General features: G+C 53.0%; 19 protein-coding genes. 11 read left to right on the forward strand and 8 right to left on the reverse strand.

What is annotated here, in order from left to right:
- The first annotated feature begins 23 nt into the window (after window positions 1–23).
- Window positions 24–515, forward strand: coding sequence for a copper chaperone PCu(A)C (locus ACT6RZ_RS07655; RefSeq protein ID WP_444701533.1), 492 nt, complete (start codon window positions 24–26; stop codon window positions 513–515).
- 73 nt (window positions 516–588) lie between these two features.
- Here the strand turns inward: ACT6RZ_RS07655 and ACT6RZ_RS07660 are convergent, their stop codons facing one another.
- Complete coding sequence (locus tag ACT6RZ_RS07660; protein ID WP_444701534.1) at window positions 589–1,869, reverse strand: HD-GYP domain-containing protein; 1,281 nt, start codon at window positions 1,867–1,869, stop codon at window positions 589–591.
- On the reverse strand, window positions 1,862–4,744 hold the full coding sequence (locus ACT6RZ_RS07665) for an EAL domain-containing protein (RefSeq protein ID WP_444701535.1): 2,883 nt from the start codon (window positions 4,742–4,744) through the stop codon (window positions 1,862–1,864). Before ACT6RZ_RS07665 ends, ACT6RZ_RS07660 begins: the two co-directional genes overlap by 8 nt.
- A 240-nt stretch (window positions 4,745–4,984) precedes the next feature.
- On the opposite strand from ACT6RZ_RS07665, the gene ACT6RZ_RS07670 reads away from it, so the two are divergent.
- The 5 genes from ACT6RZ_RS07670 to ACT6RZ_RS07690 all read left to right on the forward strand — a co-directional run bounded on the left by ACT6RZ_RS07670 (window position 4,985) and on the right by ACT6RZ_RS07690 (window position 10,383).
- A complete protein-coding gene (locus ACT6RZ_RS07670) occupies window positions 4,985–6,148 on the forward strand; it encodes a sialidase family protein (RefSeq protein ID WP_444701551.1) in 1,164 nt (387 codons plus the stop codon).
- Between the two features lie 177 nt (window positions 6,149–6,325).
- Window positions 6,326–8,908 carry an ATP-dependent chaperone ClpB gene (clpB, locus tag ACT6RZ_RS07675; RefSeq protein ID WP_444701552.1) on the forward strand — a complete coding sequence of 861 codons (2,583 nt, stop codon included), beginning with the start codon at window positions 6,326–6,328 and terminating at the stop codon, window positions 8,906–8,908.
- A gap of 86 nt (window positions 8,909–8,994) precedes the next feature.
- Entirely contained in the window at window positions 8,995–9,513 is a 519-nt protein-coding gene (locus ACT6RZ_RS07680) for a hypothetical protein (protein WP_444701536.1), read from the forward strand.
- Between the two features lie 77 nt (window positions 9,514–9,590).
- Window positions 9,591–10,010 (forward strand): secondary thiamine-phosphate synthase enzyme YjbQ, encoded by a 420-nt coding sequence (locus tag ACT6RZ_RS07685; RefSeq protein WP_444701537.1) that lies wholly within the window; start codon window positions 9,591–9,593, stop codon window positions 10,008–10,010.
- A gap of 82 nt (window positions 10,011–10,092) precedes the next feature.
- Complete coding sequence (locus ACT6RZ_RS07690) at window positions 10,093–10,383, forward strand: hypothetical protein (protein WP_444701538.1); 291 nt, start codon at window positions 10,093–10,095, stop codon at window positions 10,381–10,383.
- A gap of 114 nt (window positions 10,384–10,497) precedes the next feature.
- Here ACT6RZ_RS07690 and ACT6RZ_RS07695 read toward each other — a convergent pair whose 3' ends face one another.
- Complete coding sequence (locus tag ACT6RZ_RS07695) at window positions 10,498–11,790, reverse strand: peptidoglycan DD-metalloendopeptidase family protein (protein ID WP_444701553.1); 1,293 nt, start codon at window positions 11,788–11,790, stop codon at window positions 10,498–10,500.
- A gap of 107 nt (window positions 11,791–11,897) precedes the next feature.
- Window positions 11,898–13,448 (reverse strand): 2,3-bisphosphoglycerate-independent phosphoglycerate mutase, encoded by a 1,551-nt coding sequence (gene gpmI, locus ACT6RZ_RS07700; protein ID WP_444701539.1) that lies wholly within the window; start codon window positions 13,446–13,448, stop codon window positions 11,898–11,900.
- Between the two features lie 132 nt (window positions 13,449–13,580).
- On the opposite strand from gpmI, the gene ACT6RZ_RS07705 reads away from it, so the two are divergent.
- From ACT6RZ_RS07705 to ACT6RZ_RS07725, 5 genes are all read left to right on the forward strand, one after another.
- The gene (locus tag ACT6RZ_RS07705; protein ID WP_444701540.1) at window positions 13,581–13,991 is read left to right on the forward strand and encodes a rhodanese-like domain-containing protein; all 411 of its coding nucleotides are present in this window, start codon (window positions 13,581–13,583) and stop codon (window positions 13,989–13,991) included.
- A gap of 64 nt (window positions 13,992–14,055) precedes the next feature.
- Window positions 14,056–14,313, forward strand: a complete 258-nt coding sequence (grxC, locus tag ACT6RZ_RS07710) for a glutaredoxin 3 (RefSeq protein ID WP_379056748.1) — start codon at window positions 14,056–14,058, stop codon at window positions 14,311–14,313.
- A gap of 108 nt (window positions 14,314–14,421) precedes the next feature.
- Complete coding sequence (secB, locus tag ACT6RZ_RS07715; RefSeq protein WP_444701541.1) at window positions 14,422–14,901, forward strand: protein-export chaperone SecB; 480 nt, start codon at window positions 14,422–14,424, stop codon at window positions 14,899–14,901.
- A 60-nt stretch (window positions 14,902–14,961) separates the two neighbouring features.
- Window positions 14,962–15,954, forward strand: coding sequence for an NAD(P)H-dependent glycerol-3-phosphate dehydrogenase (locus tag ACT6RZ_RS07720; RefSeq protein WP_444701542.1), 993 nt, complete (start codon window positions 14,962–14,964; stop codon window positions 15,952–15,954).
- 194 nt (window positions 15,955–16,148) lie between these two features.
- Complete coding sequence (locus tag ACT6RZ_RS07725) at window positions 16,149–17,090, forward strand: SdiA-regulated domain-containing protein (protein WP_444701543.1); 942 nt, start codon at window positions 16,149–16,151, stop codon at window positions 17,088–17,090.
- 67 nt (window positions 17,091–17,157) lie between these two features.
- Here ACT6RZ_RS07725 and ACT6RZ_RS07730 read toward each other — a convergent pair whose 3' ends face one another.
- The 4 genes from ACT6RZ_RS07730 to ACT6RZ_RS07745 form a co-directional block, all read right to left on the reverse strand.
- Window positions 17,158–17,772, reverse strand: a complete 615-nt coding sequence (locus ACT6RZ_RS07730) for an FKBP-type peptidyl-prolyl cis-trans isomerase (protein WP_444701544.1) — start codon at window positions 17,770–17,772, stop codon at window positions 17,158–17,160.
- A gap of 226 nt (window positions 17,773–17,998) precedes the next feature.
- Window positions 17,999–19,636 (reverse strand): chaperonin GroEL, encoded by a 1,638-nt coding sequence (groL, locus tag ACT6RZ_RS07735; protein WP_379056743.1) that lies wholly within the window; start codon window positions 19,634–19,636, stop codon window positions 17,999–18,001.
- A 154-nt stretch (window positions 19,637–19,790) separates the two neighbouring features.
- The gene (locus tag ACT6RZ_RS07740) at window positions 19,791–20,078 is read right to left on the reverse strand and encodes a co-chaperone GroES (protein ID WP_379056742.1); all 288 of its coding nucleotides are present in this window, start codon (window positions 20,076–20,078) and stop codon (window positions 19,791–19,793) included.
- Between the two features lie 221 nt (window positions 20,079–20,299).
- Window positions 20,300–20,605 carry a hypothetical protein gene (locus ACT6RZ_RS07745; protein ID WP_444701545.1) on the reverse strand — a complete coding sequence of 102 codons (306 nt, stop codon included), beginning with the start codon at window positions 20,603–20,605 and terminating at the stop codon, window positions 20,300–20,302.
- Window positions 20,606–21,197 lie beyond the last annotated feature (592 nt).

The following is a 21,197-nucleotide window of genomic DNA, read 5'->3' on the forward strand; positions in this document are numbered from 1 at the left end:
TCGTGAATTAGAAAGGTTGAAACATGAAGTCTTACTTATCAAAGAAGTCTTACCTGGCACATGCATTAGTCATAATCTGCATGGCAGGTTTTGCCGTGCTCGCGCATGCAGAGTTAAAAGTGTCCAACGCCTGGGTGAAGCCCACTGTAGCAGGGCAACCGGTGGCAGGTGCCTACATGACACTCACTGCAGATAAAGACAGTGAACTTATAGAAGTGCTCACGCCGGTGGCTGAAAAAGCCGAGATCCATTCCATGTCCATGGATGGCAATATCATGCGTATGAAAAGGCTGGACCGTTTGCCGCTGAAAGCGGGTCAAGTGGTCGCGCTGAAACCGGGCGGCTTTCATATCATGCTGACAGGTTTAAATCACCAAATCAAACAGGGGGAAGTGGTGCCCCTCAGTCTGGTGACCCGGGATGCGCATGGCAAAAAAACCACCATTACCATCAAGGTGGTTGCCGCTGTGCCTGAAACCGCTGAGTCAGCAGGCCATGTGCATATGCATCACTGATGATGCTGTATCAACTATAAGGGCATCTCAAGACCTGCCCGTACAGTGACTATGCGGGCAGGCAGCGTGAAAGTTAAACGGTGACTTTATCGATAAAATAGCTGGTACGTTGTTTCTGGCGCATCATACGCTGCAGGATATTCGGTAACTGTTCCGGCTTCAGGCATTGAATGATGTTGAGGTCCAGGGTTTCGCGCAAGTCTATGATCTCGCCATCTTCTTCAGTGCTATCGTTGAGCAGCTGGATAAACGGGCGCAGCGGTTGTTGCGGGTTGGTCGATAATACAGTGGCCAGTTTCTGGTCTGACAAACGGATGACACTGCCGGGCGGGTAGATGCCCAGGCACTTGATAAACCGGCGCAGTATAGTCTGGTCAAACTGGTGGCGCTGTTGTGCGAACATCACGCTCAGCGCTTCATACGGCGTTTTTGCCAGCGCGGGGTTGGAAGGGTTGCACAGGTTATCGTACATATTGGCGATGATCAGGATATGCGACAGCGGATCGATCTCGTCGCAATGCAGGCCTTTAGGGTAGCCGCTGCCATCGGCGAACTCATGATGCTGGCCTATGATGGACAGTATCTTTTTCGGCACCGACACTTCTTTCAGCATATTCAGGCCCAGCAGCACATGGGTCTGGTAGATGGCTGTTTCGCGCACGCTCAACGGGTCTTTTTTCAACAGGATCTTGTCGCTGATCTGGCGTTTGCCTATGTCATGCAGAATAGCCGCCATGCCGAGAATGATGGCATCTTCATCACTGACATTCAGGTTTTTTGCCAGCAACATGGACAGCACCAAGATATTCAGTTCATGCTGGTAGTGCTGGTCACCGATGCGGTGGCCGTTCATGGCGTGAATCGCAATATCGCCTTCGGTCAGGGTGCTGGCCACCAGGTCGAGTACCACGTTGGAGGCCAGGCCATAGGCCTGGTCAGGATGCTCGGTCGACATTTTCTGGATGTTCCACACATCTGAACTGGCCTTGAGGAATTTTTGCTCGCTTTCGGTGATCGCCTGCTTGAGTGCCAGCTGCTGTCTTTGCGCCGCGCTCAGCTCCGGGCTATCGTCTATCACATCCAGTTTGGCTGAAAAAGCCTTTCTCATAGGAAACTCGACCACGTTGTCATGTTTGCCGCTGCTACGCAATGGCGTGCTTGAGCTGCGCCGCGGGTCGTAGCGCAATTGCGTCAATCCCAGTGATTTAATGGTTTCGATCTGCGATTCATCAGTGACTTTAAAGTTGCTGATAGAGAAAGGATGGTCCATCCATCCCAGATCCAGATGGATATAGAGTCCGATCTGGAGTTGTTCTATGTCGATATAAAAAGTATCGGAGGCGTGATTAGGCATGGCGTTTTATTTTTCTTTGATTGTTTAACACTAATAACTGCAAAAAGTCGTCGGAGTTGACCGGGTAGGCATACAGATAGCCTTGCGCGGTCTGGCAACCCAGACGCTGTAAAAATTTTTCCTGTTCTTCTGTTTCAACTCCTTCTGCTACAACGGTGAATCCCAACTGGGTGGCCATGGCATAAATGGCACTGGTAATGGCGGCATCATCTTTGTCGTCCGGCAGATCCTTGACAAAGCTGCGGTCTATCTTGATCTGGTCCAGCGGCAAACGCTTCAGATGCGACAGCGATGAATAGCCGGTGCCAAAGTCATCAATGGCAATGCTGATACCCAGCTTTTTCAGCTGATTAAAGGTATCCACCACATGCTGCGTGTGCTGCATCAGCGTGCTCTCGGTGATCTCAAGCTCGATGATAGCCGGGTCGCAGTCGCTCTCCATCAAAATGCCATACACGGTATCGGCAAACTTGCTTTTCATGATCTGCACTGCAGAGACGTTGATGGCGATCTTCTTGAATTCAGGGTGCCGTTTGTGCCAGGCATGGGCCTGACGCACAGACTCGCGCAAGGCCCATTCGCCTATGCCCAGGATCAGGCCGGTCTCTTCTGCCAGCGGGATGAACTTGGCTGGCGGGATCAGGCCCTGGGTAGGGTGCTGCCAGCGTATCAGCGCTTCTGCCCCTATGATCATGCCGGTGGTGAGGTCTATCTGCGCCTGGTAGAACATCTTGAGCTGTTTTCTGACCAGCGCCTGGCGCAACTCTGTTTCCAGCTGGAAGTGCTCAACCGCATTGCGGCTCAGCGCAGCATCGTAGAATGACACATGGTTCTTGCCATTATTCTTGACCTGGTACATGGCGAGGTCGGCAGCTTTGATCAGACCTTCCACATCGCTGGCATCGTGCGGATACATGGAGATACCTATGCTGGCGCCTATGAAGATCTCATGATGATCTATCATGAACTGGCGTTTGAGTGTCTCCAGGATGTCGTGCGCTTTATGCGCCGCATCTGCCTTGCTGTGCAGGTTTTCCAGCAGCACGATGAACTCATCGCCACCCAGGCGGCCGACAATGTCAGACTCGCGCAAAGAAGCCTGGATGCGCTCGGTCACACTCAGCAGTAACTGGTCGCCGGTGTAATGGCCCAGGCTATCATTGATATTCTTGAACCGGTCCAGGTCTATGAACAATACCGCCGCCTGCTGCTCATTGCGGTTGGCGCGCTGTATCGCATGCGTGAACAGATGATTGATCAACCTGCGGTTGGGCAGACCGGTCAGCGGGTCATGGTTGACCAGCGAGTTGAGCTGCACCTGTGAGCGCTTCATCTCGGTGATATCGGCAAACACGCCCACGTAATTGGTGATGGCGTTGGCATGGTTGCGCACGGCGGTGATGGTCATCCACTCGGTGTAGCTTTCGCCGTTCTTGCGCATATTCTCGATCTCGCCCGACCATTTGCCGTGACGTTTGAGGGCGCCGAACAGGCCACGCGGGCGCTGGCGGAAAATCTGCGGTTTCAGGCCCAGCACTTCGGATTCAGCAAAGCCCGTGATCAGGGTGAAACCCTGATTGATGCCTACCAGTTCGCCGGACGGATTGACGATCATGATGCCTTCGGTGGTGCTGTCGAAAGCGATCTTGGCCAGTTTCAGGCTTTTGCCGGTTTGTTCGCGGTCTATCGCCACACTCAGGGTGCGGCCAATGGCCATCAGTGAACCTAATTCTTGTGAGCTGGTGCTTTCGGCGTCGAAACAACGCTCTATGACCATGGAGCCCCACCACTCACGATCTATCATCAGCGGTACGATCACCAGGTTGACGCTGTCATGTGATTTCAACAGAAAGCGTTCATCTTCAGGCAGCGTATGTGCATCGCACATCACCGGCTGCCCTTTGGAGAGCAGATCATGCCAGCGCTTCAGCTCTGGTGTGAGGAAAGAGATCTTCTCCCAGTGCTCGTAAGTGGAATGGAAACCATTGGTCGCCCAGTGGAACAGTGCCTGCGAGCGGGTCTCGGTCTTCTTGCGCGCGGTCGTCGTGGTGTGATGTTGCAGCAACACCGCACGGCTGAAACGGAAAGACAGGCAGCATTGCTGCAATACATTTTCTGCCACGGTCTGCCAGCGTTCGGCCGAATGCAGCATCCAGTCGCAGGAGATCAGTGTATCCAGCACGGCGCTGCGATTCAGCAGCTGGCTTTGAATGAATTTTTGCTCGCTGACATCACGCGCCACGGTGATCAGGTGGCTGGGTTGCTCATGCTGGTCGTAATAAGCGGTCTTGTTCACTTCCAGCGTTTTATGGCCGCCCTGTGGCAAGTGCACCAGCTCTTCATTATGGTAAGGCTGGCGCGTCTGCCATACGGTCTGGTCAGATTTCTCGTGATGCTCGAAACTGTTGCGGAACACGGGATGCAAGGTGTCGGCGATCTGCCTGTTGTTCAAGAACTCATACTCAAAGTCATCGATCTGGAAAGTGTTCAGCATGCGCTGGTTAGCCATCATCCAGCGGTTGTCCGGGTCTTTGATAGAGATCAGGTCAGGGCTCATCTCTATCAGTGAATGCACCACCGATTGCATATGCACCAGTTGCTGCATCAGGGCATTCTCCTGCTCTTGCAGCAGCAAGCCTATGGCATGCCTGCCATGTCTGGCATAGAACAAGCGGCATTTGAAATCGCGGGTCAGGTCATTGATGCGGGTCTGCAGTGTCAGTTCAGTCTGGTTATCACGGATGGCCTTAACCAGCGCCAGGCGCATGTCTTTGGGTAAAGCATGCACATGCTCGCCCAGCAGCTTTTTTGCCATCTCGTTAGAAGCCACGCACTGTGCCCGGCGGTTGATAGCCAACACGGGCATATCAGGCATGGTGGCCGCCAAAGGCTGCAGCCACGCTGTGCTATGATGATCAAAGGTTGCTTGCATATCCATAAGTTTTATTGCTATCCGACAGGTTGTCGTCATTCGTCCAGTTATGTGGGTTAACGGCTTTTGACACCCTAACTTTAGCAGCTTTGTTATTTGTAAAGAATTATATTTTTAAATATATTTAGGTAAGGAATTCTGGCAGTGAGATGGTTAATTAACGGCTTGCTCGTAGTCTTTAGCATGGGCTGCCTGCCTCAGGTCAGCGCACACGAGGCACATGTAGAGCAGGGGGCTGCCAGTCTGGCGGTCAGCCTGGCGACAGATACTGATGGCCGGCTGTGGCAAGCGCGTGCCAGCAAGGGCCAGGTGTGGGTGTCATACAGTGAAGATGCCGGACAGCATTTCAGCACCGAAGTGGCCGTCAACCCCACGCCTATGAAAGTGGCGGCAGACGCCGAGGCCAGGCCCAAGATCGCGGTCGCCAGTAATGGCAATCTCTATTTGAGCTGGACCGAATCGCTGAAGAAACCTTTTGCCGGCTACATCTGGTTTGCCCGGTCTGTGGATGGCGGTAAAAGTTTTGAGACGCCTTATATCGTGCATCACGACCGCGCAGAGATCACCCACAGGTTTGATGCACTGCAGGTGGCCGCAGATGATACGATCACCGTTGCCTGGGTAGACAAGCGCGACCTGCTGGCGGCCAAGGCCGCTGGCAAGCCCTATGACGGCGCGGCGATCTATTACGCGGTCTCCACCGACCAGGGTAAAAGCTTTGCCAGCGAGAAAAAGCTGGCTGACAGCAGTTGTGAGTGTTGCCGTATCGCCATGACCAGCAAAGCCGATGGCACGGTGGCGGTGCTGTGGCGGCATGTGTTTGCCGGCAGTGAGCGCGATCATGCCATGGCAGAGATCAACCGGCCAGGGGCTGGCAAGCCGGCCAAACCGGCCATCATACGCGCCAGCCACGGCCGCTGGAAGATAGACGGTTGCCCACACCATGGCGCCGCGCTGGCGGTGGGGGAAGGCTTTGGCTACCACCTTGCCTATTTTGACGGCGCCGGTGACAAGCCCGGCCTGCGCCTGGTGCGCATGGATGGGCAGGCGTGGGTGACGACCCCGCCCAGGCGCATAGGTGACCCGAAAAAGAACGCCGGGCACCCGGCCTTGCTCAGTGTGGGCGATAAAGTATGGCTGGCATGGCAGGAACGCAGTAGCGACGGCATGGAGATACTGACCATGGCTTCACTGGATGGCGGCAAGACCTGGGGCTTGCCCACAGTCGCCGTACACAGCGCAGGCAAGCTGGATTATCCGCAATGGCTGAACCTGCGCGGGCAAGCGCTGCTGGCTGTGAACAGCGCTGAAAAAGGCCTGCTGCTGGTGCCGGGAACGGCACCATAAGACAACGAGGTGCCGCTCCCGGCACCATAAAACAACGAGGTGCCGTTTGCAGCACCATGAGGCCAGCATAAACTCGCGCATATTTGATCTGGCTCTATTGAAAACGTAAAAACCCGCCGCATTATAGGGTTATCCCGCCGCAATGTGCGGCATGACTTTTGTGTGAAAGGGTTAACCGTGCGTTTTGACAAGCTCACTACCAGATTCCAGCAGGCACTTGCCGATGCGCAAAGCATGGCCGTGGGTGCCGACCAGCCAACCATAGAAGCGCCACATCTGTTACTGGCCATGTTGAACCAGGACGACAGCGGCGTTGCTGCCTTGCTGTCGCGTGCCGGTGCGCAAGTCAGCGCCTTGAAAACCAGTTTGCAGCAGGCGGTGGATGCGCTGCCCAAGATCAGCGAAAACAGTGGCGAAGTCACCATTTCGCGCGACCTGAATAACCTGCTCAATATCACCGATAAATTCGCCCAGAAAAGTGGCGACACTTACATTGCCAGCGAAATGTTCCTGCTGGCGCTGGCTGAAGATAAAGGCGAGACTGGCAGATTGCTCAAACAGCACGGCCTGAACAAGGCTGTACTGGAACAAGCCATTAAAGCGGTGCGCGGCAACGATACAGTCAATAGCCAGGAGGCAGAAGGCCAGCGCGAAGCCCTGAAAAAATTCACCATGGACCTGACCGAGCGCGCCCGTGCCGGCAAGCTGGACCCGGTGATAGGCCGCGATGACGAGATCCGTCGCGCCATCCAGGTATTGCAGCGGCGTACCAAAAACAACCCGGTGCTGATCGGTGAACCTGGCGTCGGCAAGACCGCCATCGTCGAAGGCCTGGCACAGCGTATCGTCAATGGCGAAGTGCCAGATTCGCTTAAAAACAAAAAAGTGCTCAGCCTGGATATGGCCGCATTGCTGGCGGGTGCCAAATACCGCGGCGAGTTTGAAGAACGCCTGAAATCGGTGCTGAAAGAGCTGGCGCAGGATGAAGGCCAGACCATAGTGTTTATCGACGAGATCCATACCATGGTCGGTGCCGGTAAATCTGAAGGTGCCATGGACGCCGGCAATATGCTGAAACCGGCACTGGCACGCGGCGAGTTGCACTGTGTGGGCGCCACCACGCTGGATGAGTACCGCAAATACATAGAAAAAGATGCCGCGCTGGAACGCCGTTTCCAGAAAGTGCTGGTCGAGGAGCCTAGCGTAGAGGCGACCATCGCCATTTTGCGCGGCTTGCAGGAAAAATATGAGCTACACCACGGTGTAGAGATCACTGACCCGGCCATCGTCGCCGCAGCAGAATTATCCAACCGTTATATCACAGACCGCTTTTTGCCGGACAAGGCCATAGACCTGATAGACGAGGCGGCTTCTCGCATCAAGATGGAGATAGATTCCAAGCCGGAAGTGATGGACAAACTGGACCGGCGTCTAATCCAGCTCAAGATCGAGCGCGAAGCTGTGCGCAGAGAGAAAGACGAGGCCAGCCAAAAACGCTTTACCCTGATCGAAGAGGAGATAGACAGGCTGGAGAAGGAGTATGCCGACCTGGAAGAGATCTGGAAGGCCGAAAAAGCGGCCGTGCATGGCTCCGCTGGCGTCAAGGAAGCGATAGAAAAAGTCAAACTGGATATGGAAACGGCTACCCGCAAGGGTGACTGGCAGCGCGTTTCCGAGTTGCAGTATGGCAAACTGCCGCAGCTGGAAGCACAACTCAAGCACGACTCCAGCCAGGCAGCACCGCTGGCGGTGAAACATAAAATGTTACGTACCGAGGTGGGTGCCGACGAGATCGCGGAAGTGGTCAGCCGTGCCACGGGTATCCCGGTCAGCAAAATGATGACCGGCGAGCGCGAGAAACTGTTGCGCATGGAAGATAAACTGCATGAGCGCGTGGTCGGGCAGGACGAAGCCGTGCGGCTGGTGTCAGACGCCATCCGCCGTTCACGCAGCGGCTTGAGCGATCCTGACCGGCCGTATGGCAGCTTCCTGTTCCTGGGGCCGACCGGCGTCGGTAAAACCGAGCTGTGCAAGGCGCTGGCCGGCTTTCTGTTCGATAGCGAAGAACACCTGATCCGCATCGATATGAGCGAGTTCATGGAGAAGCATTCCGTCTCCCGCCTGATAGGAGCGCCCCCCGGTTATGTCGGCTATGAAGAAGGCGGTACGCTGACTGAAGCGGTGCGCCGCAAACCCTATTCGGTCATCCTGCTGGATGAGGTAGAGAAAGCACACCCGGATGTATTCAATGTGTTGCTGCAGGTATTGGATGATGGCCGACTGACCGATGGTCAGGGCCGCACGGTGGATTTTAAGAATACCGTCATCATCATGACCTCTAACCTGGGTAGCCAGATGATACAAAGTATGGCTGACCAGGATTACCAGGTGGTGAAACTGGCCGTGATGGGCGAGGTGAAAGCGCACTTCCGGCCGGAATTCATCAACCGTATCGACGAAGTGATCGTGTTCCACACGCTGGGTGAGACGCATGTCAGGGCGATCGCCAATATCCAGTTGCAACTGCTGGCTAAACGCGTAGCCGCCATGGACATGCAGCTGGATATCAGTGATGCAGCGCTGGCAGAGATCGCCAATGCCGGCTTTGACCCGGTCTATGGTGCGCGACCATTGAAACGGGCGATACAGAGCGAGATCGAGAACCCGCTGGCAAAAGAGATACTCGCCGGGCATTTTGCTGCCAAAGATACGATACAGCTGGGTTTCGAGGCTGGCAGAATGGTGTTTAACAAAGCCTGATGGCCGCCTGTCGGCGAACCATAGTCATAGTCTGGGGTCATAATGCTTATGGCCCTATTCTTTTTGCGGGTTAGAATGGAAATATGATGAATCAATTGAAAAACTTGCGTTTGTTATTAGTGATCAGTTTGCTGGCTGCGCTGGCAGGTTGTGCTACCCGACCGCCGCAGCCGGTGCAGATCGAAAGGATCTCGCCTGAGCAACTGGCCGCTCTGTTGCCGCCTGCACAATCCACCCTGAGCCTGGACGAGATCGTCAGCATGAGCAAAAAAGGCAAATCGGATGCCGAGATCATAGAAGCGATCAAGCTGTCGCAATCGCGCTATTCACTGACACCTTCCGAGGTGTTGAGCTGGCACCAGAAAGGCATCTCGAAAGGCGTGCTTGATTACATGCAGCAGGCCAATGCGCTGGCACAGCAGAATGCCATTGCAGATGAGATCAACAAACGCGAGAAAGCGCGTGTAGAAGCCGAGACCCGCCTGAAACGCGAGCGTGATTCCGCGCGTTTGCGTAGCATGGACCCCTGGTTTTACGGCGGCGGCTATTATGGCGGCCCGTGGGGTTACCGCCCGTACTGGGGCGGCGGCTGGCGCTACTGGTAGCATGGCGATTTAAACACGGCGTCCATGCCTGATTTGAACACTGATTTAACAACTGGATTTTGCAGCGGAACACAGGCATGAGACAAAGCCACGAAACACTGAGCATAGATGCACAAGGAAGACGCCTGTACGACATCACCCCGCAGGTGGCGCAGTGGGTAGAGCAATCGGCTATACACAGTGGTTTGCTCACTTTGTATATACAGCACACATCTGCCAGCCTGCTGATCAATGAGAATTATGATAGGGATGTGCTGGTGGATCTGCAGGCATTTTTTAATCGGATAGCCCCGGATGGCGACCCGCTGTTTATACACACCGTGGAAGGGCCGGACGATATGCCCGCCCATGTGAGGACGGCATTAACGCAAACCAGCCTGTCTATCCCGGTGATCAACGGCAAGGTCGCGCTGGGGCAATGGCAGGGTATCTTCCTGTTTGAACATAGACATCAACCAGCCCGTCGGCGGGTGTTGATGCATGTGATTGGCGAATAGGCCAGTTGTTAGAGTAGCAATGTTTGTTTAACTATAACCAATGTTTTTTAATAATAATCGGAAGTAATAAAAGGAGAAATTTATGAGATGGAATACTTACCTGCTTACCCTTATTTTAGCTTTAGGTCTGGCCGCTTGCGGTAAAGAAGAAGCCCCTGCACCTGAGACCGCAGCCCCGGCGGCAGAATCTGCTGCAACAGATGCGCCCGCTGCTGCCAAGTCTAGTGGCGGTGGTGGCTATGAGCCCGCTGCTGATGAGCGTGTGCCTGGCATCACAGTGTCCAAGGAAGAACTGGAAAAACAACTGGAAGCCGCGCGCGCCAATACACCACAGCCGGAGATCCCTGCTGAAGAAGGTGCCAAGGCCGAGTAAGTGACTGCCTGGTTAACAGACAGGCTGCCTGGTTCTGTGCCAGCAGCCAGCATAAAAAAAGCGCAGTGAAACTGCGCTTTTTTGTTTGGGGCTTTTTGTTTGATGCATAGGCCTTTATTTGACCGAGCTCCACTGCAGCGGATCAAATGGGATGCTGTTACGGCGTAATTCATAATAGACGCCGTTTTCGGCATTGCCGCCACTGTTGCCGACTGCGGCGATAGTATCGCCACTCTTGACCGGCTGGCCAGAGGATTTATACAGGGCTTCGTTGTTGCCGTATAAACTCATATAGCCATTGCCATGGTCGACTACGATCAAATTGCCAAAACCGCGCATCCAGTCAGCAAACACCACCTGCCCACCGGCGACAGACTTCACTTCACTGCCTTCTTTGGCGCGGATGAACAGGCCTTTCCAGCTGACGCCGGTTTCGGCACGTGCGCTGCCGAAACGGTTAATGACATCGCCGCGCACCGGCAGGCGCAATCTGCCACGCAATTGGGCGAAGTTTTCTTTCAAGGCATTATATTCGGGCAGGGTGTCATTTTTGGCGACCACGCTGCTGCCTGATGCGTCAGTCTCGCTGTCGTCCTTGTTTTGGCCATCTACCCTGGTTTGCGCGTTATGTTCAGAAGTACGGCCACTAGCCTTTTTCTTGCGCGCCTGTTCGGCCAGGCGTTTGGCAGCCGCTTCTTTTTCACGCTTGGCACGTGCCAGGGCTTCCTGTTCACGCTTTTTGGCTTCAGCCGCCAGTCTCTGGAACAGTTTGGATAAAGCTTCTTCATCCTTTTTCAGGCGAACCAGCTGTTGCTCCTGTGTTTCTATCTGCCGTGAAAGCTGGGTCAATACTTCGGCCCGTTTTGATTTCTCATCGACCAGCTTGTGCGTGGTGTCGCTGTATTGTGTGGCCAGCCGGTCAGTTTCGCGCAATTGTTCGCTGGTCGCCGTGCGCACCCGCTCTATGGCATCGCGGTTATCCTGCAATGACTGTATCTGCTGCTGATGTGCTGCCGTCAGGTAGCCCAGGTATTTAAGGTTGCGGGTGGTGTTGGCCGGGTCTTGCTGCTGCAACAGCATCTGTAACGGGCTGTTATTGCCATGGCGGTATTGCTGGTTGAGTTGCTGGCTCAGCGATTGGTGCTGCTGGTTGACCTGGCGTTGTAACAACGACATCTGCTTCTGCAGGTCCTGCAGCTTACCGCGGTTGTCCTGTTGCGCATCCTGGATCTCGCGCAGTTTTTTGCGCGAGGCACTGATGGCGGTCTCTGAAGCTTTCAGGGCTTCATTGGCATCTTGCTTGGCCAGTTGCGAGGCTTTGATCGCATTCGCCAGCTGCTGTATCTTTTCTTTGACCTGTTCGAGGTCGCCCTTGGCCGCATCTGCTTTGTCATTATTTGCCGCCATGGCAGCTAATGAGGTCGCGGCTAGCAAGGCACACAGACCTGCCGCGGACAAACATCCGCGCAAGTGTCGCTTTAGCAATGGGGTATCAGCCATGCACCAGGGTCTGTTTAAGCCACTACACTGAGTGCCACCAGGCTCTCACCTGTCATTTCAGCCGGTTTAGGCACGCCCATCAGGGTCAGCAGGGTGGGGGCGATATCAGATAGCGCGCCTTCAGCCCTCACTGTGCCTGCGCGGCCTACATAAATGAACGGCACCAGATTGGTCGTATGTTGCGTATGTGCCTGGGCACTGTCATGGTCAAACATGCTTTCCGCATTGCCATGGTCAGCCGTAATAATGACTTCTGCGCCGCTAGCCTGCGCGGCAGCCACCACCCTGCCTACGCAGGTATCCAGAGTTTCCACCGCCTTGATGGCCGCCTGCAGGTTGCCGGTATGGCCGACCATATCGCCATTGGCATAATTACAGATCACCGCCTGGTATTGGCGGGATTCGATCGCCGCCACCAGTTTGTCGGTCAGCTCAACAGCGCTCATTTCCGGTTGCAGGTCATAAGTGGCGACTTTGGGGGAGGGCACGAGGATACGGTCTTCGCCGGTAAATACGGTTTCTTCGCCGCCATTGAAGAAAAACGTCACATGCGGATATTTTTCGGTTTCGGCGATGCGCAACTGCTTGAGCCCGAGGTTGGCGACATATTCACCAAAAGTATTCGGCACCGTGAAAGGCGCAAACACAGGCTGCGCCAGACGCTGGTTCTTATCGTATTGCGTCAGGGTGAGGTAATGGCTGAAGGCCGGCACGCGGCTACGCGCAAAGCCGTCGAAGGCCGGGTTCAGCAGCGCATCGGTCAGCTGGCGGGCACGGTCACTCCTGAAGTTCATGAATACCAGCGCGTCACCATCTTGCATACGCACCGGGCTGGCGCTCTCGGCATGAATCGCCGTGCATTTCACAAACTCATCACTCTCGTCACGCGCATAAGCCTGTTGCAAGGCGCTCAGGCTGTCAGGGGCCACATACTCGGCAGTGCCATTGACCAGTAGTTCATAGGCGACGGCCACACGCTCCCAGCGCTTGTCTCTGTCCATGCCGTAAAAACGGCCGCCTACGCTGGCCACCCGGCCAACGCCCAGTGCCTGCAGCTGTTTTTCCAGCGCTTGCAGATAGGGTTGCGCACTTTTAGGCGGCGTGTCACGGCCATCGAGGAAAGCATGGATATAAACTTTGCTCAGGCCTTGCTGTTTGGCCATCTCGACCAGTGCGTGTATATGGGGCTGGTAACTATGCACGCCACCATCTGACAGCAGGCCAAGGATATGCAAAGCCTTGTCATGCGCCTTCAACGTTTGCATGGTATCCACCAGTGCCGGCAGCTTGAAGAACTCGCCGCTGCTGATGCTGTTGTTAATGCGCTCAAAGTCTTGAAAAACGATACGTCCCGCCCCAATATTCAGGTGACCGACTTCAGAATTGCCCATTTGCCCGTCAGGCAGACCGACATAGTGCTCGGAGGCGTTGATCAGGCCGTGCGGATAATGGCTCTTGAGTTTATCCAGATTGGGTGTGCTGGCTTGTAAAACGGCATTGTGTTCGGTGGTTTCGCTATGACCAAAACCATCGAGGATCAGCAAAATAACAGGTTTGATTGACATGGCTAACAATTTTAAAAGTGGTGACGGGGCGTAGGATTCATGAATTACGCTATTATAGTCGCAACCGCAGGCGGCGCATACCTAAGGTGATGCAGGCTGCGGGTTCGACAACAAGTTTAGGTAAAAGATCACGTGGAATTCTTGAAAGAAAATGTTTTATTGATAGGCCTGGCCCTCGGTTCCGGCGTGGCATTGCTGGTGCCTATGTTCAGCCGTTCGGCAGCAGGCAGCACCCTGGTCTCGGTGACTGAGGCGGTGATGCTGATGAGCCGCAAGCAAGTGCTGGTGCTGGATGTGCGCGAGCCGGATGAATTCAAGCAGGGCCACCTGCAGGGCGCGCGTAATGTGCCTTTGTCGCAGCTGGCTACCCGCGTCAAAGAGCTGGAAAAGTTCAAGGATAAGCCGGTATTGCTGGTGTGTGAACGTGGCAACCGCACCCGTGCAGCGGTAAAAGTACTGAAAGAACAGCAGTTTACCGCCTTGCACCAGTTAAAAGGTGGCATACAGGCCTGGTCAGAAGCCAAGATGCCTTTGAGCAAGTGACAGGCTTTGTAAGCTCCAGGCCCAGGTTTTTAAGTAGATTAATCAAGTCGTTCGAAAGGTGATCATGGCAAAAGTAGTGATGTATACCTCGGCAGTCTGCCCATTTTGCATCAATGCCGAGCGTTTGTTGCGCAACAAGGGCGTTACCGAGATCGAGAAGATCCGCGTGGATATGCAGCCTGAATTGCGCGCAGAAATGATGGCCAAAACCGGCCGCCGTACAGTACCGCAAATTTACATAGGCGAGCGCCATGTCGGTGGTTTTGATGATTTGCATGCATTGGATGTACAAGGCGGGCTAGACCCGCTGCTGGCGGCTTGAAGCACAGGCTTTCAGGCAGTATCAAAAACACCATAAAAAACACATAGTCAGGCCGTGGCTGACCAGTTAGAATAGCGGCTTTGCGTATTGATATTACAAGGATGATTCATGGCTCAGGAACCACAACAAAACCAAGCAGAACAGAACGCAGGCCCAGTTTTCAGCATTGAAAAACTGTATGTGCACGATGCGTCTATCGAAGTGCCTAACGCACCGGCGATTTTTACCGAGCGTACTACCCCGCAGATCAACGTAGAGTTGGGTAATGCGGTTGAGCAAGTGCAAGACGGTATTTTCAATGTTTCTATCAAAGTCACCGTCACGGCGACCATTCAGGATAAAACTGCTTTCCTGGTAGAAGTGAATCAGTCAGGTATTTTTGCCATCCGCAATGTCCCGCAAGAGAATATCGAGCCTATCCTGTCAGTCGCTTGCCCTAACATCTTGTTCCCTTATGCCCGTGAAGCGATCTCCGATATGGTGACACGTGCCGGTTTCATGCCAGTATTGCTGAACCCGATCAATTTTGAAGCTTTGTACCTGCAACAGCAACAGCAGGCTGCCCAGGCTGCTGGCGCACCTAACTGATTTTTTATTTGATTGAAAAAGTAAGCCCTGGCGGCTTGCTTTTTTTCTGGATAAATATAAATGAGTAAAGTCGCCGTTTTGGGTGCAGGTGCCTGGGGCACCGCACTCGCCATGCATATTGCCTTGAAACACGAAGTGGTGTTGTGGGCGCGTAACAGTGGTCATGTCTCCGGCATGCGTAAAGCGCGCGCCAATCCACTCTATCTGGGTGAATTCACTTTCCCTGAAAAACTTACGGTTGAAGATGACCTGGCGGCCGCAGTGGCCGGTGCAGACCTGATCCTTTCTGTGGTGCCAACCGCGGGTTTTCGCCCTATCCTGCAGCAGTTGAAAGCGCTGGCGATCAGCCAGCCCCTGGTCTGGGCCAATAAAGGGCTGGAACCACAAACGGCAAAACTACCATTTGAAGTGGCACAGGAAGAACTGGGCAGTGATTACCCCTGGGGGGTATTGAGTGGCCCCAGTTTTGCTGCCGAGCTGGTGCGCGGCTTGCCGACGGCGATCACGCTGGCGGCCAATCATAAAGAGCTGGCACAACAAGCCGCGCAACTGATACATGGAGGCTGTTTGCGCGTGTATAGCAGCACCGATGTCATTGGTGCTTCAGTCGGCGGTGCAGTGAAGAATGTGATGGCGATCGCTGCTGGTATTTCCGACGGCATGGGCTTTGGTAACAACGCGCGTGCCGCCATGATCACACGCGGCCTGGCGGAGATCACTCGTTTTGGCATGGCCCTGGGCGCCAAGGCCGAGACTTTTATGGGCCTGGCAGGCGCGGGCGACCTGATACTGACCTGTACCGGCCAATATTCACGCAACCGTGAAGTGGGGCTGCAACTGGCTTCCGGCAAGTCACTGGAAAGCATACTGGCCGGTTTGGGCCATGTGGCCGAAGGTGTGAATACTGCACGCGAAGTCATGCGTAGAGCCGATGTGATGCAGGTGGAGATGCCTATCACCTTTGAGGTGAATCAATTGCTGACTAATCAAAAAACAGCACAGGATGCAGTCAGCGCTTTATTAGGCCGTGGACAACGCCAGGAATCTGCCTGATCCATTGCGAGTTCTTCCCAGTTTAGTTATCTGGGATTTGTCTTAATCAAAACCACTCAATTCTATTAAGTGGTTATCAGCACCTGAGATCTTGGGTCTATCTTTCCCAACTAATGCTGTCGCACCTCTGTCATGTAAATGTCCTATAACAGTAGGAACTATACTTTGCCAGAGCAGTCAGGTTATTAGCTCAAATGAATGAGAAGATTATTTTGCAGTTAAGTAAAAAGAAGTTGTTAAAAGCAGTCTTTGGTTTTGCTGTCATCGCGACCATAGCCTCCACCTTGTATGCGATGAAAGCCGAAGCACTGGCCTGGCATGTCTGGCATCAACTCAACAGCCGCGATCATCAGGGCCTCAACCTTTCGGATTATGAAGTCACCATTGAAGGCAAGCCGCTGGCTGATTACAAGAACGCCTCCGGCCTGGCCTACAATCATGAGACCGGCACTCTGTTCACCGTGCTCAATGACAAGGGCCTGATCGTCGAGTTCAGCCTGGATGGTGAGCCTCTCCGTGAAATACAGGTGCATGGCACCGATGACCTCGAAGGCATCTCGCATCTGGAAAAAGATTTTTATGTGGTGGCCGATGAGCGGGAAAGCAAATTGTGGCTGCTGCAGATCAAGGCCGATACGCGCGAGATCTCGGTCAAGGACGCCAAATTGCTGGGCTATGGCATCAATGATCGCGGTAACAAGAATTTTGAAGGTGTCACCTATGACAGTGTGCATCACCGCCTGATCGTGGTCAAAGAGCGTGACCCCAAATATGTGATGTCGGTGACCGGTCTGTATCAGCCGGATGCCAGCAAGCAGAGCCAGATAGAAATGAAGCGCATGCGCCAATTCGATCCGGCTTTGAGGTGGGCACTCAGAGACCTTTCTTCAGTCACTTATCATGAGCCTAGCGGCCATTTCTTTTTACTCAGTGATGAATCCAAGCTGCTCAAGCAGTTTAACGAAGCCGGGCAGACCCTGGGCTCCCTGGCGTTATGGAAAGGCTTTCATGGCCTGCACGAAAGTGTGCCGCAAGCCGAGGGTGTTTCGATTGATGACCAGGGCAATGTGTATATCGTCAGCGAACCCAACCTGTTTTATGTATTCAAGCCAAAATCGCAGGCCAAACATAGCTGACCTGCCGTATTCAGAGATTAAAAAACCCGCTGCTGCGGGTTTTTTAATGCGCCGGGGTTATTGAGGCTTATTCAATACCCAATAACTCGACTTCAAATACCAGAGCCGCATCCGGGCCTATCACCGGGCCACTGCCGCTCTCACCGTAAGCCAGTTCAGAAGGGATGGTCAGCTCGAACTTGCTGCCTACCTGCATCAACTGCAAACCTTCTACCCAGCCTGAGATCACGCCAGTCACCGGGAAAACGATAGGTTCGCCGCGGTCATAAGAACTATCAAACACGGTGCCATCGATCAGCGTGCCTTTGTAATGCACTTTGACGCGATCACTAGGCACAGGTTTTGCACCGTCGCCAGTCACCAGCGCTTTGTATTGCAGGCCGCTGTCCGTGGTGATCACGCCGTCTTTTTTTGCGTTCTCAGCCAGGTAAGCAACGCCAGCGGCTTTATTCTTTTCTTGTGCTGCTGCTTGCTTGGCCTGTGCTTCTTTCTGCACCTGCTCAACTGCACTCTGCTTTTCTTCATTCGATAAACGTGATGGCTGGTCTGTCATCACATCGCGTACAGCCAGTGCGACCACGTCTGCATCCAGTTCCAGATTATCGTTCTTGAGCTGATGGGCCAGGTTTTCACCCACGATGTAGCTCAGGCGTTGGGTCAGGGTTTTTAATTCAATGGTCATTAGGGTTTCTTTCGTCATTTGAGGATGTTGCCTGTTCGACAACACAATGTGTGATTATGTCCGACAAAATCTATAAAACAAAACCCGCCAAAGCGGGTTTTGCTAAATGCTGCTTAGGGCATTTTTGCAAGTGAAAGCGGTTAGTGCAAGGCGCTTATCCGCAGGCAGTACATTGAGTACGACAAGGATAAGCAACGCAGCAATAGCCGCTTTCACGCCGCAAAAATTACATCATACCGCCCATGCCGCCCATACCACCCATATCCGGCATCGCCGGCGCATCTTCTTTAGGCAATTCAGCAACCATGCAGTCAGTTGTCAGCATCAAGCCAGCCACAGAAGCCGCGTTTTGCAGTGCAGAACGGGTCACTTTGGTTGGGTCAAGGATACCCATTTCGATCATGTCGCCGTAAGTTTCGTTAGCCGCGTTGTAACCGTAGTTGCCTTTGCCAGCCGCTACATTGTTCACAACCACAGATGGCTCAACACCAGCGTTTTGCGTGATCTGGCGCAATGGCTCTTCAACCGCGCGCAGAACGATTTTCACGCCTGCTTCCTGGTCCAGGTTCTCACCTTTAACTTTAGCGATCGCATCACGGGCACGGATCAGCGCAACGCCGCCACCAGCCACGATACCTTCTTCAACCGCAGCACGGGTCGCGTGCAACGCATCTTCCACGCGGGCTTTTTTCTCTTTCATTTCGATTTCAGTCGTTGCGCCAACCTTGATCACTGCAACACCACCAGCCAGTTTGGCTACGCGCTCTTGCAATTTTTCACGGTCGTAGTCGCTTGAAGCTTCTTCGATCTGTGTCTTGATCTGGCCGATACGCGCTTTGATGGTTTCTTCGTTGCCGGCACCGTCGATGATGATGGTGTTTTCTTTACCCACTTCGATACGTTTTGCCTGGCCCAGGTCGGTCAGTTGTACGCTTTCCAGTTTCAGGCCAACTTCTTCAGAGATCACGGTACCACCGGTCAACACAGCGATGTCTTCCAGCATGGCTTTACGACGGTCACCAAAACCAGGCGCTTTCACAGCAGTGGTTTTCAGGATGCCGCGGATATTGTTCACAACCAGAGTTGCCAACGCTTCGCCATCTACATCTTCAGAAATAATCAGCAATGGACGGCCAGCTTTAGCCACTTGCTCCAGTGTAGGCAGCAGGTCACGGATATTGGAGATTTTTTTGTCGTGCAACAACACGAAAGGATTGTCCAGCAACGCGATTTGGCGCTCTGGATTGTTGATGAAGTAAGGAGACAGGTAACCGCGGTCAAACTGCATGCCTTCAACAACATCTAATTCATTGGTCAGGCCTGAACCGTCTTCAACAGTGATCACGCCTTCTTTACCGACTTTGTCCATTGCATCAGCAATGATCTGGCCAACAGAAGTATCTGAGTTAGCAGAGATAGCACCAACTTGTGCGATCTCTTTGCTGGTAGTACAGGGTTTTGATTGCTCTGCCAGGTTGGCAACAGCCGCTTCAACCGCTTTGTCGATACCGCGCTTCAGGTCCATTGGGTTCATGCCGGCAGCAACAGATTTCATGCCTTCGCGGATGATCGCTTGTGCCAGTACGGTGGCAGTCGTGGTGCCGTCACCGGCGATGTCATTGGTTTTAGAAGCAACTTCTTTCACCATCTGCGCGCCCATGTTTTCGAATTTGTCTTTCAATTCGATCTCTTTAGCAACAGACACACCATCTTTAGTGATGGTAGGCGCGCCGAAAGAACGCTCCAGCACTACATTGCGGCCTTTAGGGCCTAAAGTCACGCGTACTGCATTAGCCAGTACGTTGACACCATTTACCATTTTTTGGCGAACGTCATCACCAAATCTTACGTCTTTAGCTGCCATTTAAATTCTCCAGAATTTTGAATGTTCAATAAGGTTTACCAGAAGTTGTCGCAACAGTGACATGCTGAAACGGTATGAGTGCAAAGCGCATAAGCTGTAGCAAACGAAACAGCTTTATGCAAAGCAACGATCACCCGTTATTTAGTCACCAGAGTTACTCGACAACTGCCAAAATATCTTCTTCGCGCATCACCAACAGCTCTTCGCCGTCGACTTTTACTGCTTGACCAGAGTATTTGCCGAACAACACTTTGTCGCCGACTTTAACGTCCAACGGAATCGCTTTACCGTTGTCATCTTTTTTACCGTTACCAACGGCTTGCACAATGCCTTGATCAGGTTTTTCAGTAGCGCTGTCTGGGATCACGATGCCAGAAGCGGTTGTGCGCTCTTCAGCGGCGCGTTTAACGATCACTCGATCGTGCAATGGACGAATACTCATGAATATCTCCTTGTATTCCTAAAGGTTTATTTGGGAAGAGTTTTAATAAAATAACAAAATAGAGTTACAGCGCGCATTTTAGCACTCGCGCACCCTGATTGCTAACTTGGGATGCTAAACCTTATTTTCAAGAGGGAAATGAAAAAATATCCAGCTACTGTTGTAGACCGACTGGCAGTCCACGTGGTTGGATGCGGCCCGTTGAAGATGGGCCAAGTTTCTCAATCATCAATTTTTGAGTTGACCTTTGCTTGTGCTCTCTTTCGCCTGATCTTCGAATACAACGACGCACCTGCTGAAACAGGAATGGCAACCCCAGCTGCACTGGTAATCAATGGCGCGGCTGTTACGATAATAGGCGCGCTAACCAGACCTACCGCAACCCCAACGGCAGTCAGCCCCGTTGGCGCAGCCACTATGGCTCCAGCAATGGTCAAACCAGCGGCTACTTTTACGCCCTTTTCGATACTATCTGCGTGATCAGAAATTTTATCGTGGTTACGATCAAGAGCTTCAACCAAATACATGGATGCTTCCCTAAGGCGTGTTCTGCCATTCGCTAGCCTCTGAATCGTTTCGGCTGATACCTGCTTTAGTCTTGATTTCATAGCCTGGGCTCTATATTAAGAGTTGGATATTTGATATACATGGCTGGAATCTTATGCTCCTTCTTGGTTTTGTTGCTTTGCATAGAAGTTAAATCAAGAAAGGAGATTATTGGGAGCTTAACTCATAGCATTCTTCAAATACCTCTTGCGTCATCCAAGTCTCATATTGACGACTTGTCCCATATTTACGGACTACTAACCATCCCATGAATTTATGTCGCCCAGCCCCAGGAGGATTCTTCATACTATTTTTCTTATTAAGTTTGGCATAACGAAAGTTGTACTCAGAGTTGCTTAACTCGGTGGCAATTACCGTGGCTCCATACTCTGCAGCGACTTAAGGGTCTATGGCCCTGAATGTTTTAAATGCCTCATAACCTATATAAGGGCGATCATAGTCATATGCTGTCATTTCTCACCTATTTAGTTTGTGTTATTTATGCGTCTCTATAGCGCAGGTAATATTGAAGTAGAGCATTACTGCTTCACTGATTTTAGACTAAAAGATCAA

This window comes from Methylophilus sp., assembly GCF_052437885.1.
GTDB lineage: Bacteria > Pseudomonadota > Gammaproteobacteria > Burkholderiales > Methylophilaceae > Methylophilus.

Bases quoted from the DNA above. Each gene is read 5' to 3' on its own strand.
- ACT6RZ_RS07655 (WP_444701533.1), top strand. From the start codon at position 24: ATGAAGTCTTACTTATCAAAGAAGTCTTACCTGGCACATGCATTAGTC.
- ACT6RZ_RS07660 (WP_444701534.1), bottom strand. From the start codon at position 1,869: ATGCCTAATCACGCCTCCGATACTTTTTATATCGACATAGAACAACTC.
- ACT6RZ_RS07665 (WP_444701535.1), bottom strand. From the start codon at position 4,744: ATGCCTGATATGCCCGTGTTGGCTATCAACCGCCGGGCACAGTGCGTG.
- ACT6RZ_RS07670 (WP_444701551.1), top strand. From the start codon at position 4,985: ATGGGCTGCCTGCCTCAGGTCAGCGCACACGAGGCACATGTAGAGCAG.
- ACT6RZ_RS07680 (WP_444701536.1), top strand. From the start codon at position 8,995: ATGAATCAATTGAAAAACTTGCGTTTGTTATTAGTGATCAGTTTGCTG.
- ACT6RZ_RS07685 (WP_444701537.1), top strand. From the start codon at position 9,591: ATGAGACAAAGCCACGAAACACTGAGCATAGATGCACAAGGAAGACGC.
- ACT6RZ_RS07690 (WP_444701538.1), top strand. From the start codon at position 10,093: ATGAGATGGAATACTTACCTGCTTACCCTTATTTTAGCTTTAGGTCTG.
- ACT6RZ_RS07695 (WP_444701553.1), bottom strand. From the start codon at position 11,790: ATGGCGGCAAATAATGACAAAGCAGATGCGGCCAAGGGCGACCTCGAA.
- gpmI (WP_444701539.1), bottom strand. From the start codon at position 13,448: ATGTCAATCAAACCTGTTATTTTGCTGATCCTCGATGGTTTTGGTCAT.
- grxC (WP_379056748.1), top strand. From the start codon at position 14,056: ATGGCAAAAGTAGTGATGTATACCTCGGCAGTCTGCCCATTTTGCATC.
- secB (WP_444701541.1), top strand. From the start codon at position 14,422: ATGGCTCAGGAACCACAACAAAACCAAGCAGAACAGAACGCAGGCCCA.
- ACT6RZ_RS07720 (WP_444701542.1), top strand. From the start codon at position 14,962: ATGAGTAAAGTCGCCGTTTTGGGTGCAGGTGCCTGGGGCACCGCACTC.
- ACT6RZ_RS07725 (WP_444701543.1), top strand. From the start codon at position 16,149: ATGAATGAGAAGATTATTTTGCAGTTAAGTAAAAAGAAGTTGTTAAAA.
- ACT6RZ_RS07730 (WP_444701544.1), bottom strand. From the start codon at position 17,772: ATGACCATTGAATTAAAAACCCTGACCCAACGCCTGAGCTACATCGTG.
- groL (WP_379056743.1), bottom strand. From the start codon at position 19,636: ATGGCAGCTAAAGACGTAAGATTTGGTGATGACGTTCGCCAAAAAATG.
- ACT6RZ_RS07740 (WP_379056742.1), bottom strand. From the start codon at position 20,078: ATGAGTATTCGTCCATTGCACGATCGAGTGATCGTTAAACGCGCCGCT.
- ACT6RZ_RS07745 (WP_444701545.1), bottom strand. From the start codon at position 20,605: ATGTATTTGGTTGAAGCTCTTGATCGTAACCACGATAAAATTTCTGAT.